This is a genomic window from Candidatus Margulisiibacteriota bacterium, assembly GCA_018822365.1.
Lineage (GTDB): Bacteria > Margulisbacteria > WOR-1 > O2-12-FULL-45-9 > XYB2-FULL-48-7 > XYB2-FULL-45-9.
This window is the reverse complement of record JAHJKL010000035.1, coordinates 1-17,041: the sequence shown is the minus strand read 5'-3', so window position 1 is coordinate 17,041 and position 17,041 is coordinate 1. Positions and strand designations below refer to the sequence as shown.

The 17,041-nt window shown below is 49.4% G+C and carries 16 protein-coding genes; 1 reads left to right on the top strand and 15 read right to left on the bottom strand.

Translation table 11 applies throughout. The annotated features are described in order from the left end of the window. The 11 genes from KKF06_02605 to KKF06_02555 all read right to left on the bottom strand — a co-directional run. A partial coding sequence (locus KKF06_02605) for a hypothetical protein (protein MBU1616660.1) occupies positions 1-1,230 on the bottom strand: 1,230 nt, incomplete at its 3' end. 49 nt (positions 1,231-1,279) lie between these two features. Further along, the gene (locus tag KKF06_02600; GenBank protein ID MBU1616659.1) at positions 1,280-1,507 is read right to left on the bottom strand and encodes a hypothetical protein; all 228 of its coding nucleotides are present in this window, start codon (positions 1,505-1,507) and stop codon (positions 1,280-1,282) included. A gap of 41 nt (positions 1,508-1,548) precedes the next feature. Next, positions 1,549-2,679 carry a hypothetical protein gene (locus tag KKF06_02595; GenBank protein MBU1616658.1) on the bottom strand — a complete coding sequence of 377 codons (1,131 nt, stop codon included), beginning with the start codon at positions 2,677-2,679 and terminating at the stop codon, positions 1,549-1,551. Positions 2,680-2,682: 3 nt separating this feature from the next. Next, on the bottom strand, positions 2,683-2,970 hold the full coding sequence (locus KKF06_02590; protein MBU1616657.1) for a hypothetical protein: 288 nt from the start codon (positions 2,968-2,970) through the stop codon (positions 2,683-2,685). Positions 2,971-3,019: 49 nt separating this feature from the next. Beyond that, on the bottom strand, positions 3,020-3,937 hold the full coding sequence (locus KKF06_02585) for a hypothetical protein (GenBank protein ID MBU1616656.1): 918 nt from the start codon (positions 3,935-3,937) through the stop codon (positions 3,020-3,022). Between the two features lie 54 nt (positions 3,938-3,991). Continuing rightward, positions 3,992-5,086: an NDP-sugar synthase gene (locus tag KKF06_02580; protein ID MBU1616655.1), complete on the bottom strand. Its 1,095-nt coding sequence runs from the start codon at positions 5,084-5,086 to the stop codon at positions 3,992-3,994. Continuing rightward, the gene (gene rpiB / locus KKF06_02575) at positions 5,083-5,514 is read right to left on the bottom strand and encodes a ribose 5-phosphate isomerase B (GenBank protein ID MBU1616654.1); all 432 of its coding nucleotides are present in this window, start codon (positions 5,512-5,514) and stop codon (positions 5,083-5,085) included. The genes KKF06_02580 and rpiB overlap by 4 nt, the downstream gene beginning before the upstream one ends. Next, positions 5,511-6,233: a pyridoxine 5'-phosphate synthase gene (locus KKF06_02570; GenBank protein MBU1616653.1), complete on the bottom strand. Its 723-nt coding sequence runs from the start codon at positions 6,231-6,233 to the stop codon at positions 5,511-5,513. The genes rpiB and KKF06_02570 overlap by 4 nt, the downstream gene beginning before the upstream one ends. Then, the gene (gene ispF, locus KKF06_02565) at positions 6,230-6,709 is read right to left on the bottom strand and encodes a 2-C-methyl-D-erythritol 2,4-cyclodiphosphate synthase (GenBank protein ID MBU1616652.1); all 480 of its coding nucleotides are present in this window, start codon (positions 6,707-6,709) and stop codon (positions 6,230-6,232) included. Before ispF ends, KKF06_02570 begins: the two co-directional genes overlap by 4 nt. A gap of 94 nt (positions 6,710-6,803) precedes the next feature. Then, a complete protein-coding gene (locus tag KKF06_02560) occupies positions 6,804-7,403 on the bottom strand; it encodes a YdcF family protein (GenBank protein ID MBU1616651.1) in 600 nt (199 codons plus the stop codon). After that, positions 7,400-8,551, bottom strand: coding sequence for an NAD(P)/FAD-dependent oxidoreductase (locus KKF06_02555; protein MBU1616650.1), 1,152 nt, complete (start codon positions 8,549-8,551; stop codon positions 7,400-7,402). The genes KKF06_02560 and KKF06_02555 overlap by 4 nt, the downstream gene beginning before the upstream one ends. Positions 8,552-8,606: 55 nt before the next feature. On the opposite strand from KKF06_02555, the gene KKF06_02550 reads away from it, so the two are divergent. Continuing rightward, complete coding sequence (locus tag KKF06_02550) at positions 8,607-11,156, top strand: gliding motility-associated C-terminal domain-containing protein (protein MBU1616649.1); 2,550 nt, start codon at positions 8,607-8,609, stop codon at positions 11,154-11,156. On the opposite strand, the gene KKF06_02545 is transcribed toward KKF06_02550, so the two are convergent. From KKF06_02545 to KKF06_02530, 4 genes are all read right to left on the bottom strand, one after another. Next, positions 11,150-12,541, bottom strand: coding sequence for a sugar transferase (locus KKF06_02545; protein ID MBU1616648.1), 1,392 nt, complete (start codon positions 12,539-12,541; stop codon positions 11,150-11,152). The genes KKF06_02550 and KKF06_02545 overlap by 7 nt on opposite strands. Then, the gene (locus KKF06_02540; protein MBU1616647.1) at positions 12,538-15,078 is read right to left on the bottom strand and encodes a tetratricopeptide repeat protein; all 2,541 of its coding nucleotides are present in this window, start codon (positions 15,076-15,078) and stop codon (positions 12,538-12,540) included. The genes KKF06_02545 and KKF06_02540 overlap by 4 nt, the downstream gene beginning before the upstream one ends. A gap of 8 nt (positions 15,079-15,086) precedes the next feature. Next, positions 15,087-16,316, bottom strand: a complete 1,230-nt coding sequence (locus KKF06_02535; GenBank protein ID MBU1616646.1) for a DegT/DnrJ/EryC1/StrS family aminotransferase — start codon at positions 16,314-16,316, stop codon at positions 15,087-15,089. After that, positions 16,313-17,041: glycosyltransferase (locus tag KKF06_02530; protein MBU1616645.1), on the bottom strand; the 729-nt coding region annotated here is incomplete at its 5' end. The genes KKF06_02535 and KKF06_02530, both read right to left, overlap by 4 nt.

The window sequence follows — 17,041 nt, the reverse complement described above, 5'->3', positions numbered from 1 at the left end:
GATTTGGATCTCGGTGTTATAAGCCTTAACCTTCATTTGAAGGGTGTTGTAGGCGTTGTCAAAGAACATGTTCGCCATGTTGAACAAGCCTTCAGAGGCGATCATCCGATATTGGAGCTTGGAAGAGTGCGGCGATATTTCCAGGACCGTTTCCCGGATCGAATCGGAGATCTCCTGCTGGGCAGACTGGAGGTAAGCCATAGCCCGATACAGGTTCTCGGTCTGGACCATCTTGTTCCTGAAATCCATGAGTGAATTATAGAAAAAGTCCATCCCGGCCCCATCGTAATAATCAGAGTCAGCGTTTGGCCGACGGCTTATTGCCCCTTCCATGATATAACTGATCTGCTTCGCCATACTCTCTAACTGTTTCCCCATTTGGCGCCCTTCCGGGGTATTCATCTGCTCAAAAACGATAGCCATGGTCTGCAGAGCGCTTTCCAGCGCCCGCATATTGGCCCCAACCGCGTCCCCATACTGCCGGGTCGCTTCAAGCTTTTTCTTTTCGTTATCGATATCCTGCTGGCCGCCGGAAAAATAGTTGCCGACGTCGTCATACCAGGCGCGATCTTCTTTCTCCTGCTCGATCTCCCTCATCCTCTGCTGGTAGACCTGAAGGTTGTGATTGTAGACTTTTTTGTAAAGGCTGGAGATAAACTGCTGGACTATCTTCAACTTTTCCTTAGCGTTCTTGAACATCTTTTCCCTGGCGCTGGCGGTCGCTTCATCGGCCCCTTCTTCCGGCTGGACTTCGTACATGATCTCCCGAAGTTTATTGCTATGTTCATCTTGCGCGTCAAGGACCATTTTTAAAGCGAGCTGGGCGTTTGTTAACAGATTAAGATATATTAACAATTGGGCTAATTTTTCGCCGTTAACCGACTGATAGCCATTTCCCGCGTCACTGGTATATGACTCGTTATCAATGCCGGCGAACATTTCATCAAGAGTTGCTTCGGCATTGTCCAAAGAATCCGACGCGTGTTGGGTCGCGTTATTGTATTCGTCGGTATTCTCAATATAACCCGAATCAGTACTGCCGCTCATTGGGGTGGTGGAACCAGGCTGACTGCTGGAAGAAGAGCCATCAACTGAAGCGGCATCGCCGGTTTCTTGAGGTTCTATCGGTTCATCGCCGTTGGGGATGTATGGAGCCTCCCCGGGGACGCCAATATCGTCCCGGCTTTTGATATCATCAAAATAATTTGGGGTAATTCCTTGAATAGGCATCTCTATTTACTTATCGAATCCCATGGGGTAAAACTTGCGCAGGAGGAGGCTACTTTTTTGGCGTGTTTTTGCCAAGAATCTCATTGATTTTCTTGTTCTCTTCGCCCATTTTTTTTAGGAGTTGATTTAGGCTTTTGTCTACTTTATCAACCTGTTTTTGAGCGACCTGCTGGTTGATCTTGGCGACGATAAAGTACCAAATATTAAGCCCAATAATGACAAAAGTTATGGTGAGAAAAAAAGTCGGCCAGTGGAAATCGTTAATTAATTCAAACATGGGTAGAAACTACCACACTTTAAGCGCTAATGCAACCGCCATTAATAATGCCTGTTGGGATTCAAGCGTATTCCTGAACCAACCGGCTGGGGGGGAGTTTGTGGAGCTGGCGGAGCCGGAGGAGGCGGCACGGCTGGCGTGATCGGCCGCGGAGTAATCGGCGGACGGCCGGGATTTTCCCCCGGGATCGCGACCGGCGTAGTATGCCTTCTTAACTCCCCTATTTTTTGCAGGTACAAAGTCTGATTATTCGAGTCAAAAGCGGCCAACGCCTCATCCAATAGCCGTTCCGACCTGGCGTCGGTCAATCTAATCCCCCGCAGGTCATAGGCGGCGCGGTTAAGAGGATCCTGTTCGTAATGTTCTTGGACTTTTGTAATCCTGTCACTCCGCTCTTCCATTTTGTCAAAAGCTTGAGGAGACAACGCTATGTTTGTATCCGCCCAATTAAAAGCGGCTCGTTCAAACAGGTTGCGGACCAAGGGGTGTTCTGTATTAAGGTCATTCAGGGCGTGCCCTTCAGCCATGACCTTGTCACCAAAATTGATCATTAATTCAATGGCAAACCAGCGCCAGGTTTCATCGTTTGCCTCGCTATTGCTGCGCGCCCCGGTGTATGATTTCGCCCTCTCCCAGGCCTGCCTTACTCCTGGATTATTTGTAAGGCTATCGGGCCAATTACAGCCTTTTGCTTTCAACTGCCTGGCAAATCCATCCGTCGGCAGGACGTAGATCTTATCTGATTCGCAGAGCTCACCTAAATGATATCCCCGCATCGCGCAGATCCTTTGGACCTGCGAAAGATTAGCGGCAAATTCTCTCAAGGTCAGCGTCTGCTTCCCGCCTGAAAAGTAGCTCCACATTTCATCAGTCACTTCGTCAACCCCATAAAACTTCATGATCTTCTCAAAACCCGCCCGGTCGATCGGCCGGTTATTGCCAAAAACAGACCGCCAAACATCAGCAAAGTTTTGTTTTCTGGTAAAAATGCCAAACCGCATTCGAGACGTGTCTGATGGATTTTTGCCGGTCCCTACCGCCAGTAATGAACGGATTAGCGCTTCGTCCCCCTGCATTTGATACGTTGGTATAGGAGCCGGCTCAACAGGTCGTAAACCAGGGACCTGACCGCTACCAACTGTTCTTGTCGTTGTTCCTTCTACTCCAGACATATTTTATGCTCCTACAACATCAATATTTCCCGGCGATGATCGCGGCGACACCGCAGGCTGATTAACCACTTCTCCCGGCAGATGAGCTGCTCCGCTTAAATCTGTGACAACGTGAGGCACAGCTGGTTTTCCCTCTAACACCTTCGCCCCGGCCCCCATAGCTCCGGTAGTACTGCCACCAAGTTCGTTGGCGTTCTCTCTAACATCTTCGCGAGAACCTGGTTTTTTTCCTACATACTGTCCTCTTGGATCGGAAACAGTTGAATTAAAACTAATTTCACTAAATGCCATACACTATCCTCCTAGCCATCCTATCGAACTAAACGGCAAAAAACTTGCATTACTCAACCGGCAAATTTGCCTGTTTGGTCCCGGCATCACTATTGAAGGGAGCAATCGCCACTGAAACATAGTGGACCAGCCCCTCTTTCCGGACGCAAGCATAATCTACGCTAAACCCACGGTAGTTGACCCCCAAACCGGAGGTGACGCTCTCTTTATCCCGGCCAAGGCGGAGGGCCAGGCCATCGGACGGCCGCCACTCACAACCAAGCTGCTCGGTATCGGCGCTCCAAACCAGGCCGCCGCCAAGGAGTTTTCCGGAGATTCCCATCAGCACGCCAGCCTTACCATCGATTGCCGACAAGCCACCCCCCTGGTTAGCCTTCTCACTGCTCATCATATTTTGGACCGACATCCCCAGGGCCAGATTATCATTAGGCTTAAACATCGTCGCCAGGTCAACATCGACGTTGGAACCGGCATCCTGGGCAAGCCCTTGCGATGTATTAAACTTCCGGCTGGAGAGCTTAAGGTTAACACCGTAAGAGAGTACCCCTAAGCTGGAAGGGGCGCGGATAACTTTGTTCAATTCGTTAGCGTATGAAAGATAAACGGTTTGTGAGCTGTAGGAAACGACATTTTCCGAGGTAAATTCGCTAAAATCAAGGCTCCCGATCGACGCCTGGTCAGTCGAAGAGACATAGGCAATACCAAAATTGCCGATCGGGGTGGTTTCGACCCCGCCGATAAAGCTCGATTGCCGGTCGGTCGAAACCCGGCTCGCGATCAGGCTTGATTCCCTGTTAATAGCGGTCAATCCGGCCGGGTTGGCCACAATAGCGCTAACGTCGTCAGCCAGTCCGGTAAAAGCTCCACCCATCCCCATAGCGCGAGCGCCAAGATCAAGAGCATGGGCTGGAAAAGCGAGGCCAATTAACAGGAAAAAGACCGCGAATTTTTTTAACAAATCGATCACCCCTTCACCCTCTTTATCGGGATCAGGGGGGTAAAACTTGCGTCCTTATAATGATTATATTATTGAGTTCGGTTTAAGGTGGAGGGACCCCTGAAGCGTGGAGCCGGAGCGGATTACAGAGCGGTTGGCGATCACTGAGCCGGACGGAACCTTGACGTTCTCGCCAACATAAGAAAAATTCCCGATCACCGAATCCGAGACCGCTGAACCGGAGGAAACAATAACATCGGACCAGAGAACAGACCCGGTCACCACGGCACCGTCACGGATCACGCACTTGTCGCCAATAACAGCGTCCTTGATATAGACATCCTTGCCAATGGAACAGCGGTCGCCAATAATTACCGATCCTTCGAACCTGGCGCTCGGGTCGATCCTCTCCCGCTCCCCTACCCAGGTCGAACTGGCCTTTTTATTCCCGGGGATCCTGATCTGGACCAATCCCTTCATCGCATCATAGTTTGACTGGATATATTTATCCAACCCTCCGACATCGCTCCAGTACTCGACCATGTTGTAACCGTAAACCGGCGCTTTTTTGCTGATCAGCTCGGGAAAGAGCTGTTTGCCAAAATCAAAAAAACCGGCCGGGATCATTTTGAGGACCTCCGGTTCAAAAACATAAATACCGGTGTTGACCAGATCGTTTTTGGCCTCTTCCTGGCTCGGCTTCTCCTGGAAGCCGGTAATGTGCCCTTCTTCGTCATGCAGAACGACCCCGAATTCACTGACATTGTCAACCCTGGCCAAAGCAATGGTCGCCAGCGCCCCTTTGCTTTTATGGAATTCGACCAATCTCTGGAGATTGACGTCGGTGAGCGCGTCGGACGAGAGGACTAAAAATTCCTCATTGATCCTGGCGATCTCCTCCCCCATTCTTTTTACCCCGCCGGCTGTTCCCAGAAGCTCTTCTTCGTATGAGTAGTTCAGGTTAACCCCAAAATTATATCCGTCTCCAAAATAATTCTCGATCTGTTCCGGATGGTAATGGATATTGGCGGTCAGATCCTCAAAACCCCAGCGTTTGAGGAGCTCGATATTATGCTGCATCGTCGGCAGGTTGACGATCGGGGTCATCGGCTTGGGGACCGCCAGGGTCAGCGGCTCCATCCGGGTCCCGTAACCGGCCGCCATGATCAGCGCTTTCATTGGTCGATCTTCCTGATGCGGCGCAGATGCCTTTCGTCGCCCGAAAACCTGGTCTCCAGCCAGGCATCGACAATAGCCATTGCTTCAGAGGCCGGCAGACGTTTCCCGGCGAGGCAAAGGACATTGCAGTCCCCATGCTCCCGACTCTGTTTGGCGGTATAAACATCGTTCGCGTTGACCGCCCTGATCCCCTTGACCTTATTGGCAACGATCGTCACCCCAACACCTGACCCGCAGACAAAGATCCCCCGGTCAAATTCCCCTTTGGCGACCGCCCGGGCGGCAGGATACGCGTAATCAGGATAATCGACCGACTCCTCGGAGTTGGCGCCAAAGTCCTTGAATTCAATGCCTTTTTCAGCAAAATGTTGTTTTACCCGCTCCTTCATGGCAAATCCGGCATGGTCCGAAGCTAATGCGATCTTCACTTGATAATCCTCCTCATTTCTGCCGTGGCCGTTCTTATCCCGACAGACAGCCCTCTGGCAATGATCGAAAACCCGATGTTTAATTCTTCTACCCCTTTGATCTTCGCTATCGCAGCGGCATTGTGATAATCAAGCCCGTGTCCGGCATTAACCCTCAGTCCAAGTGATAGGGTTAGTTGAGCCGCTCTCTTCAGTTTTGCCAATTCCTTCTGGGTGGTGCCGCTTTTCCCTTTGACATACGACGCCCTGGCAAAACAGCCGGTATGAAGCTCAATAAAATCGGCCCCCAGTTCAGCCGCCGCTTTGATCTGTCCTATATCCGGATCGATAAACAGGCTCACAACGATCCCGGCCTTCTTTAACCTTTGGACCATCTTCGCAAGCTTCGTTCTTGACGCTAGCAGGTCAAGCCCCCCTTCGGTCGTGATCTCCAGGCGCTTCTCGGGGACCAGGGTAACCATTTCCGGCTTGATCTTCAGGGCAAAAGCGAGCATCGCCGCAGTGGGAGCCATTTCCAGGTCGAGCCTGACCTTCATCTTTTTCAAGCCGAGAATATCCCTCTCCTGGATATGACGCCGGTCCTCACGCAAATGGCAAACTATTCCGTCCGCCCCACCGGATAGCGCCTCTTTAGCCGCCGACAAGGGGTCGGGAAAAGACTCTTTTCGAGCCTCTCGCAGAGTCGCTATGTGATCAATATTTACCCCAAGTTTCACTATTTTATTTCCTTATGCACCAAACAAACCGCGTACGCTTTGATCCCCTTTTTTGATCCGGTGAAACCAAGCTTCTCTTCGGTCTTCCCTTTGACATTGACCGCCGATTCGGGAATATCCAACTTCCCGGCGATCACCTTGCGCATTTCCGGGATATGGGGAGCGAAATAAGGCTCTTCCGCCACGATCGTCGAATCGATATTGGCGATCGAATAGCCTCGGCTCCGCAGAAGCTCATTGACAAACTCCAGTAATTTCAGGCTGGAGATCCCCTTGTACTCCGGATTGCCTGCCGGGAAGTGCGCCCCAATATCCCCTTCCCCCAGCGCCCCGATCATCGCGTCAATAATGGCATGCAGGAGGACATCAGCATCCGACCAGCCAAGAAGCCCCTTCTCATGAGGGATCTCCACGCCGCCAATGATCAGCGGCCGCCCTTTGACCAGCTTATGGACATCGTAACCAAAACCAACTTTCATAGCAACTCCTTTATTCTAGTTTACCTATCACTACTTTAACTATATCACTAACTCCCCCTCTCCCTCTGGGAGAGGGGTTAGGGGTGAGGGTTTCTCAGTACCCCTTCATAAAATAAAAGACTAACGAGCCATATTCCCAAAGGATCGCCGAACTCTCTTCATGCTTTGTCCACCATTTATCGGGATTAAAACTGCTGTTGCCAACCGGATAAAGCATGACCTTGATCTTTTCCGGCTCAAATATTTTGCGAAAGACCCTGGCCGCCCGCCTGGAATGCTGCGGTGAAGTGACTACAATTACCGAAAAAGCCTTTTTCTCCTGAACGATCGGCAAGCTGAACCGGGCATCTTCGATCGTTGAGAGCGACTTGTCCTGAAGTAATATCGCTTTGGCCGGAACACCAAGGGCGATCGCTTCGTACTTCATGTTAGCGGCGTAAGTCAGCTTCCAGGCGACCGGTCCTCCCGACATCAAAATAACCGGCGCGTATCCCCGGTTATAAAGCTGGGCCGCCTGTCTTACTCTTTCGCCGTTATAATCGCCCGCCAAAACAATGATCATATCGGCTTTCTCTATTTGATCTTTAACTATTAAAAAATCAGCCAGGCCGGGAAGGATCAGGGGGTGAGCCAGGTATAGACCAACCCCCACCACAGCCAGTACAATCAAAACACTTGATATTTTCTTGATCATTTGCCCCGCGGATATTTTAAAAGCGACTGCATCAGGAATTTCGGGTTCTTGAGCATCCCCATCATGACCGTCCCAACCGTCGAATAGGTCCTCGGGTTGGAGATCAGCCCCCAAACAACCGAGGAATGGTTCTCAAAATCTCCCATTTTCTCAATGACTTTGGCATTTTCCCGGACATAGTCAAAGACCTTGGCCAGCACCTTTTCGTCCATATTCTCCAGGACGTTCCTGATCAAAAGGCAGGTCTTGACCTCCTGGCCAAATTCTTCTCCCCAGCGGACCTCGTACTGAGAAAGATTTCCCGCTTTAATGGCATCAGCCAGCAATTCGGCCGACTTCAGTCCGTAATAGATGCCGCCGGAAGTGATCGGCTTGATCTGGCAGGCGGCATCCCCTACCAGGGCGGCCCATTCTTTAACCAGCTGACAGGTCCCGATCGGGATCGCGCCGGCATTTTTCTCGACCAGTTCGAACTTATATCCCTGGCGCTCAATAAAACTATTCAGGTCCTGATAAGGATTGTTTGAAATGGAACCGATCCTGACCAGTCCGTTCTCCCCTTCAGGGATCACCCAGTTGAACAGAGAGAATGGGACATTATAGTCGGTCACCACCTGGTTAAGCTTGGCCATCTCCATTTTGGCGCGATATTGATAGCCCCGGTACAAGCGCATTTCCGAGTGGAAGGCCAGCCCTTTTCTAACCCGGGAATTAGGTCCGTCGGCGCCGACAACGATCTCGGTAAAATATTCTCCGTTAGTCGTTTCCAGAATATAACCATCCTTGATCCGTTTAATATCGTTAAGCCTGGCATTGTACTCAATATTCAGCTTATGGCTCAATTCCTTGTCAAAAAGTTCCCGGTCAACAATGTAGGCGACTTTGGGGCGGTGCAGCTCAAATGATCTCTCCCGGTAGGAAACGAGAGAGCCATCAATGATGTTCAGGATCGATCGGTGTGAAAGCGGGATCCGCATATCCTCAAATAGTCCACGGCCAACAATACCGGCGCATTGGACCGGTTTTCCTACTTCCGGATGCTCTTCCAGGATCAGCGGATCAAAGCCATGCTGCTTGAGCAGTTGCCCTAAGTAGCAGCCAACAGGCCCCGCTCCAACAATAACGATCTTTGATGGTTTTTTTATCATTTTTTGTGATTATAGCTGATTTGATATACCAAGTAAAGAATGCTAAAATTCGCGCGTGAGGTTGAAATTAGGCTTAATATCAATATTTTTCCTGGTCAGCAACGCTTGTGCGGCCCCTGAAATATATATTGACCATTCGGGTAACCTTCTGCAAAGCTGGCTGGAAGGAAAAAACATTAAACTTGCCAGATCTCTTGACCTGGGAAGCTCATTCAGCCAGCCAATAACCCTTTCCTTCTCCGCCGAGGCTTTTGATCTGGCAGCTGATCAAACCGCTTTGAAATACTATTTGATCCATCAAACCTCAAAAGAGGTTTTTCTCTCAAAGACCAGCGGAAACAATTTCAACTTTTCTGAAACACGATCGTTATCTAAGACCGGTAAAAACCCTAAAATATTGGCCAGCGGTGGAAACCTCTTTGCCGCCTGGCAAAAAAACGACTCCATCTGCCTGGCCAGTTCAAACGATCAGGGAGAAACCTGGCTGGAACCGGAATTGATCACCCCAACCGGGGAAACCATCGGCCGACTGGCCCTCGCTTCCGACGGTCAAAACGGGTGCGATCTGGTTTTCAGCACTTCCAGCAAATATCCGGATCGCTATCGATTATTTTTATATTCGGCAAAGAACAGATCACTGATAAAAATTACTGAGGGCTTTGACCCGATCGTTCTTGCCCGGATCGCGCCGGGTCCGTTTGGCCCGCTAATAGTCTGGCAACAACAGTATTTGGGCCGAAGAGAGGCTTTTGCGGTAGTTTCTCTTAACGGGGGAAAGTCTTTCTCCCAACCAAAAAAGCTGGACTTGCCTGAACAACCGGCCAGGCTTGCCTGGGACGGTGAAAAATGGCGCGGCTTTATTATTGGGCCGGAAACACCCCCCGGGCTTGTTTCCTGGAAGGTCCTTGTACCAGTACCAGCATCAAACGCGGAACTGACCATGCAACCGGCGTCAACCAATTCTTCCCTGGAAATTATCGCCATATCAAAGCCTGTCCCCTCTGTCTGGACGCTGGAAATATCCCCCGATCCGGAGTTTTTTCCCCTGAAAACCAGGAGCATGCTGGTCGCGGCGGCGGCGGGCATACTTAAACAAACAATTACTCTGCCGGGCGATCTTCCGGATGGGAAATATTATGCCAGGCTCGCCGTCAATGACGGTTTAGCCGCTTTCACAATAGATAAAATAGCCTCATTTACTCTTGATCGAACCGCCCCGGTCATCATTGTTGCTTCCAGCGCTGAAACGATCGACAACAACTACCGGCTTCAGGGGACCGTCAATGAACCTGGAACCTTTACGATCAACGGACAAACAATACCTGTTCGTTCAAGCGGAACATTTGAATCGCAACAAGCGCTCAAGCCTGGCGTCAACTTTTTTCTTTTGACCGCGACCGATGAAGCGGGAAACACCACTAAAAACTCATTGACCATCAACTACGCCATCCCCACCACCCTTCAGTTAAAGCTTATTAAGCCAGCGGAAACCGATTGGCTAAAACCCGGATCAATAATATACTGCGAAATCCAGGTCACCGACCCGACAAACGAGCTCGTTGACGAGACCGAAGCGACGGTCAAGATCAACGGAGAGTCGTTAAACGAAACTCTTTACTATGACCAAGCCGAACAAAGTTTGTCCGGACTGATCACGCTCCCAAATAAAATAAGCGACGGCGGAGCCCAAATGACCGTTAAATTGCCTAAGACGGAAAAGCAACTCTCCTTGAACATTGACGCCACCCCGCCAACCTTGACCGTGACCGGCGGAGCGACTGTTTTTGGCAGATTTCCTTTTGAGTTTCCCCTCCCCCTAAGCGACAACGGAAGCGGCCTTGACCCGGCCGGCACGATCGTCATGGTCAATGGGACCAGCTGTGAAACATTCAGTTCGAGCGAAGCTTCGCTTAAAGCCCGGATCACCCTCCCTCTTTCGGACGGGACTTATGAGGTCACCGTAAAACCGCGCGACCGGGTCGGCAACACCTCCCCCCAAAGCACTTTCTGGTATTGCCAGGATACGATCGTCCCCAAATTAGTGATAGAAGCGACGCCCGAAGTGACCGAACGACAGACCATTGTCATCAATGGAGCTATCTCAGACCGGAACCTGCAAAAAGTAATGATCACCAGCAATGGCAAAGAGATTTATAGTTTTTTTCCCAGCCAAACATTTAGCAAAGAGGTCCCGATCGTTCCCGGGAACAACACTATTGTTATTGAAGGGCTCGACCTGGCCGGCAACTCTGCCGCTCAAACGATAAGTTTTTCTTCCGCTATTCACTCGTCGGGAGTGCTCCTCTCCGACGTCGGCAACGCCCCCAATCCATTCTCACCCAGGCTGGATGGCCAAACCTATTTTATTTGCCGCCTTTCTGCCGGCTTCTCTCTCCCGGCGGATATCAGGCTCTACATTTTTAACCTGACCGGTGAACTGGTTTGGAAAAAAGAGTTTCCCTCCTCCAACACCAACATCTTTGCCTGGAACGGACGCGACCATTTTGGCGGTCAGGTCGCTAACGGGGTGTATCTCTACACGATCGGGATCTCCAGCGGCGGACGGAGCGAGCTAATGAGAGGAAAGCTGATCGTTTATCAGTAGGCCCCTTTGCCGGTCAGGACGACCGGGATAGTCAAACAGAGCAATTTAAAATCAAGCCAGAGCGACCAATTTTCAATGTAGTAAATATCCAGTCTGACCATATCCTCAAAGGGAAGCTGCGACCTCCCCTGCACCTGCCAGGGACCGGTGATCCCGGGCCTGACCCGCAGGCGTTTATTATGCCAGGCGTTATATTTGACGACTTCGCGCGGCAGCGGTGGACGCGGGCCGACAATGCTCATTGAGCCAAGGAAAACATTGAAAAACTGGGGGAACTCGTCAATACTATAGCGCCGCATAAATCTTCCCAGCGGTGTGATCCTGGGGTCGTTTTTCATTTTAAACAGAACGTCGCCAACCTCCGAATGACCTTTCAGCTCGGTGATCTTTTCGTCCGCTTTATCGATCATCGAACGGAATTTGAACATTTTAAAGGTCTCTCCGTCCCGGCCGACCCTCTCCTGGCAATAAAGAACCGGTCCGGGAGAGGTCGCCTTTATCAGCAAAGAAAAAACCAAATAAATCGGGGACAAGACCAATATCGCCAGAAAAGAAAGAATAAGATCGGTCGTCCGTTTTATGACCGCGTTAAAGCTTTTTAACCTGATCTCCGAAACGGTCAGGATCGGGATCCCCCCCAACTCATCGGCATCAACCCGGCTGGCAATGATCTCCAATATCCCCGGAACGATCTTAAACTCCAGGCCAAACCGCTCACAATCGGTGATGATATCAAGCGTGGTCTCGGCCGGGATCTTGGCGCTGGCGATCACTACATGATCAAGCTTCCCCTCTCTGGCGATCTCTTTAACGCTGCGCAAAGGGCCAAGAACCGGGACCCCCCCGATCTTTTGCCCGATCTTGGCCGGGTCGTCATCAAGAAAGCCGATAACCTGATACCCCAGCCCTTTGTCAGAGATCATTTTCCTGGTCATAGTCTCCCCCATCTGGCCGGCCCCCAGTACAATGGTTTTCTTCAACCCCAGGCCGCGCGTGTAAAGCCAGCGCCTGACGTAAACAAGAAAGATCCGGTTCGCGGCCAAAAGGAGAAAAGCGATCCACCAGACATTGGCCAAAACCAATCTGGAAAACCATAAGCCACGGGAAAGATAAAGCAAGCCAACCAGGACCAGGCTGGAAGCGATCACACCCCAAAGCAACAAAGCAAGCTCATCAATTAAAGCGGTAAATTTCTTCTGGTCGTAAAGGCCAACCAAACGAAAGACCGCCAGCCAAACCAGAGAAATAAAAACCAGGGAGGAAAGATATTGGCCAAAAACGGGGATCGAGGTCGGGGCATAAAACATCAAAATCTTAAAACGAAAATAATAGGCCAGAACAAAAGAAAAATTAATAAGGAGAAGGTCAAGGATTACTTTTATCATCGTCCCCCGACTATTCTTTTGGCCTGTTCATTATTCGGATCAACGATCAGTACCTGTGAAAAAAGCTCTTTCGCTTTTGCCACATCCCCTTTTTTTAAATAGATCATACCCAAGGATTGAAGAGCAGTGCTGTTCTTTGGATCAAGAAAAACGACCTGCTCAAAGGTCTTGCGCGCTTGTTCCAGGTTGTTCTGGCGCAGGTAAACCTGCCCGGCTAAAATATAAGCAAATGTCCCTTTTGGTTCGATCCGGGCCATCCGACGGGCAATATTAAGCGCTTTATTAAGATCCCCGCGATTATAATAATAACCGCCCAGTTTTTCCAGCACGGGACTCTTGTCCTTGTACCGCTCAAAAGCCTGGGCGAACGCCTTTTCGATAAAGTCCGGAGCAGCGACCCTTTCCATGGCCAGCATCGCCTCGCCGAGATTGGGATTGATCATAAAAGTTTTTTGGTACATCCGCGCCGCCTTCAATTTCTCACCTTGCCGCTCATAGATCGTCCCCATCAGCTGGAAGATCTCAGCGTAATAAGGATCAAGGGCGACCCCGATCTTGCTCAAGCGCATCGCTTCGGCCGATTTGCCTGGTATGCCCTGATCAGCCTGGACCAGCGCGACCTTGGCCAGCATCAAATAATTGTCGGCATTGTAAGGATCAACCTTCGTCCCATAGGTTAAAACTTTCACCGCTTCGCTAAAATTATTCTGATTCAAATAAGCGATCCCCAAATGCGAGATCACCGTCCCTTCAAAAGGATCGATCTCTAATGAACGGTTCAGGTTCAACACGGCTTCAGGCGCCCTTTTCATTTCCAGATAAGTCTTTCCGGTCTTAAAATCCCGATCTCCCCAAAAAGGGATAAAGGAAAAATAGATCAATAACGTGGCCCCCGCGATGATCAGGGCCAGCGGCAGCCAGGGGATATCATCCCAGGAAAGTTTTTTGTTCTCCGGCAAAATATTTTCCCCGGCCCGGCTCAGGCTCATCACTACCCCCCACAGGGCCCAAAATAACGAAGTGATCGCCACAACGCCAAAGCTAAACTGGTTCTGGATCAAATAAGAGAGAATCGCTGCCAAAGCACCGGAAACCAAAAGATTGTGCGTCCCGGAAGTCCGTCTGGCTGTTTTTAGCCCGACCAGAAAGACCGTCCCCAGAAGCCAGAGATAGACGAACAATGTGGTCAAACCCTTGGTAACCGGGACATCAAATGTTTCATTGTGACAGCGGTCCTGCTTGACATGGAACGCTTCCAGGAAGCGGAACATTTCGGTTTCGTACCTCGGGAAGACCATTTTTAAAACTTCCGGGCCGATCCCAAACAGCGGATAATCAACAATTATCTTGGCGGCGCTTTTCCAGGTCTCACCGCGGGAACCGGCCGCCCCTTTGAGCTCAAGTTTTGCGGATGTTTCCTGCTGATCAATCCCTTTATCTTCTACTCCAAGATCAGTTTTAATTGATACTTCCGAAGTAAATCTCTGGAACGGTGAAAAAGCCGGATCAAAAGCGATTATCCCGGTAATAGCCACAATTAACAACAAAAGAAAAGACAACTTCTTAAAATTGTTAAAGATCCGATGCCGACCGGCGCATAAAGCAAAAAGGACCGCTCCGGTAAAAAAGCCCATGTAACCGCCCCGGCTCTGGGTGTAAAGAAGGGCCATGTACATTAAAAGCAGGGAAACGACCAAGATCGCTTCCCAGATAATAAGCGGTAAACGCTGGTAGGTAAAAGCAAAATACAAAGCGGCCCCGATCATTAAAGAAAAACCAATGATCCATTGAGGAACATCGTAAGCCCCAAGGTTGTAGATCAAAAATACAAAGATGGCGTTAATAAAAACAAAGGCGGCCAACGGGAGCCAATTGGTCCGGTCTGAACTTTCAGGCTGGTCTTCCAGAAATAAAGCGATCGTTAAAAAGAAGGTCATGATCACATAAGCGGCAAAAAAGTTCGGCTGGCCGATCAGGCCTATAACCCGCATCACGGTAGGGACCCCGCCCCAGGCGTAAGGATCAACCCCTGCCCGGGCAATAATACCGTAGATCGCCTGGATCGTTGCCGCCGGGATCGTCATCACGATCAGGCGCTTAACCTGATCAATGGAACGAATATAATTAGTAACCAGGAAAAAGAGAAGGCCGTAGGTATACCAGGTTGAAAGTCCTTCAAAGCGGCCGTAAAAACCGGCAATACTGGTAAAAACATTAACTGAAGTAATCGCTGCTACCGTCGTGGTCAGCAGAAAGGTCAGGACCGGCCAATCAAGCGGGGTCCGGACCAAGCGATGGCGGCCGGTCACCAGCAATTTGATCCCCCACAAGCTCATTAAAATAATGACCAGGTTACGGAGCCAGGTAACTTTGGTCCCGGAAAAAACGATCCCGATCCGGCGGTCAAAAACTATCGGGATCAAAAATAAAAGTATAAGAATGCCGATCTCAAGCGCCAGATCAAAAGAGAAAGCAAAAGGTTTCTTGTTTGTTGTATTTATAGATTGCTTGTGTTTAACTTGTTTATTGTTTTTCATATTGTATATTATATCTCTTTAATTATCTTTGCGAAAGCGGCAACAATATAGTCCAAATCATCCTGGGTCAGGTATTGATGACAGCCAACATAAAAAGCATTTTCCCCAAGATATTCGGCATTAGGCAATTGACCTGAATACTGATTTTTCAAATACTTGTAAGATTCAACCTGGGTTGGGATACAGGCAAATAATGGACGGGTCTCGACCCCCATCGTTTCAAGTAATTTTCGCATTATTTTTCTGTTGACATTCTTGTTCTTTTTCAAAACAATCGGATAGGCCAAATAACTGACCTGGCCAGAAAACTCCGGCAGTTGCATAATATCTTGGTATTCAGACAGTTTGTCGTTTAAATATTTCACATTTTTTAGCCTTTTGTTGAAAATCTGGTCAACCTTGCCTAACTGGGCGACCCCCAAAGCCGATTGAAACTCCATAGTTTTAAAGTTTGCCCCGATCAAACTATGTGAAAATCTCGGATCATAATCTTGGTCATTGTCGCTCCCTGGTTTGACACATCCGCTTATTTTCCGGGAACAAACTTCACAGTCGCAATCACGGCCATTGGCTTTGATCTTTTTCAGGTTCTTATAGAGTTGATTATCGCTGGTCGTTAGCGCCCCCATTTCTCCGGCCTGAATATTATGGGCGATATAAAAAGAAAAAGCAGCCAGGGTAGATAAAGAGCCGGCTTTTTTGCCGTGATAAAGACTGCCATGGGCCTGTGCCGCATCTTCAAAAACAACCAAATCGTTCTTTGCCGCCATAGAATTGATCTTGTCCATGTCGCACATATAACCCATGAGATGGACAGGTAAAACAATCGCCACATTATCTTTACCCAGCTCTTTTACCTTTTGCTCTATCAGTTCAGGATTGATCGAAAATTTTCCAGGATCGACATCAACAAAAACCGGTTCCAGCCCGGCCATAAGAATGGCGTTGGCATCGGCAACATAGGTTAAAGGGGTCGTAATAACCTTGGCCCCTTTCACTGTTTTTTTGTAACGCTGGTCCTGAAGCAGGGCCAAAAAGCCGGCGATCAAAGCGCTGGTCCCGGAATTGACCGCCACGCAATATTTTGCGCCGACATATTCCCTGAAGAGCTGTTCGAATTTTTGAGTCATCTTCCCTTCAGAGATCCTGCCGCTGTCTAAAACCTGGTTGACCAAGCGTTTTTCCTCTTGGTCTATAATAAATTCACCAACTGAAATATGTTTTACCACTTGTTTCATAATTTAGCCGATTTTTGTTTTTCTTCAATATATAATTTAATCTGACCCCTGAATTTTGAACGGTCATATGTCAAAGCATGGTCTCTGACTGCGTTCTTATCATATTTATATCCGGCAAATTTATTAACGGTCTGCATAAGCGATTCCACAGTCGACTCATTAAAAAAACAACCGGTCTCTGGCTCTTTTACAAATTCAACAGCAGAACCCCCTCTAAAGGCGATAACTGGCCGGCCGCACGACATCGCTTCTAAAGGAGCCAACCCCCAGTCTTCTTCACCCGGAAAAATTAGTGCCCGACATTGGGCAACAACAGACAACAACTCTTCATCTGAGATTTTCCCGGTAAATTCAACGTTCGCTTTAGCCATTTTTTGCAACCTGGCCCGGTCTGGCCCATCGCCCACAATCCTCAAACGACTGCCCAACCGATTAAAGGCTTCGACCACCAAATCGATTCTTTTATACGGATTTAACCTGACCACTTCCAGAAAATAGTCCCCGTCCACCGCGCTCGGCAAAAAATAATCGCAATTTACCGGCGGATAGATTATGTCTGATTCCCGACCATAATGCTGTTTAATCCTCGCGGCGACCGTTTCGGAAATCGCGACAAAATGATCGACCCGCTTGGCTGTCGCCAGGTCCCACATTCTTATCGGGAAAAGGAACAAAGGAAGCAGCAGCTTAATTATCCAGGGAAAGCTTTCCCGTTTTACGTAGTC

Bases quoted from the DNA above. Each gene is read 5' to 3' on its own strand.
- KKF06_02600 (MBU1616659.1), bottom strand. From the start codon at position 1,507: ATGTTTGAATTAATTAACGATTTCCACTGGCCGACTTTTTTTCTCACC.
- KKF06_02545 (MBU1616648.1), bottom strand. From the start codon at position 12,541: ATGATAAAAGTAATCCTTGACCTTCTCCTTATTAATTTTTCTTTTGTT.
- KKF06_02540 (MBU1616647.1), bottom strand. From the start codon at position 15,078: ATGAAAAACAATAAACAAGTTAAACACAAGCAATCTATAAATACAACA.
- KKF06_02560 (MBU1616651.1), bottom strand. From the start codon at position 7,403: ATGATCAAGAAAATATCAAGTGTTTTGATTGTACTGGCTGTGGTGGGG.
- KKF06_02535 (MBU1616646.1), bottom strand. From the start codon at position 16,316: ATGAAACAAGTGGTAAAACATATTTCAGTTGGTGAATTTATTATAGAC.
- KKF06_02555 (MBU1616650.1), bottom strand. From the start codon at position 8,551: ATGATAAAAAAACCATCAAAGATCGTTATTGTTGGAGCGGGGCCTGTT.
- KKF06_02595 (MBU1616658.1), bottom strand. From the start codon at position 2,679: ATGTCTGGAGTAGAAGGAACAACGACAAGAACAGTTGGTAGCGGTCAG.
- ispF (MBU1616652.1), bottom strand. From the start codon at position 6,709: ATGAAAGTTGGTTTTGGTTACGATGTCCATAAGCTGGTCAAAGGGCGG.
- KKF06_02590 (MBU1616657.1), bottom strand. From the start codon at position 2,970: ATGGCATTTAGTGAAATTAGTTTTAATTCAACTGTTTCCGATCCAAGA.
- KKF06_02580 (MBU1616655.1), bottom strand. From the start codon at position 5,086: ATGAAAGCGCTGATCATGGCGGCCGGTTACGGGACCCGGATGGAGCCG.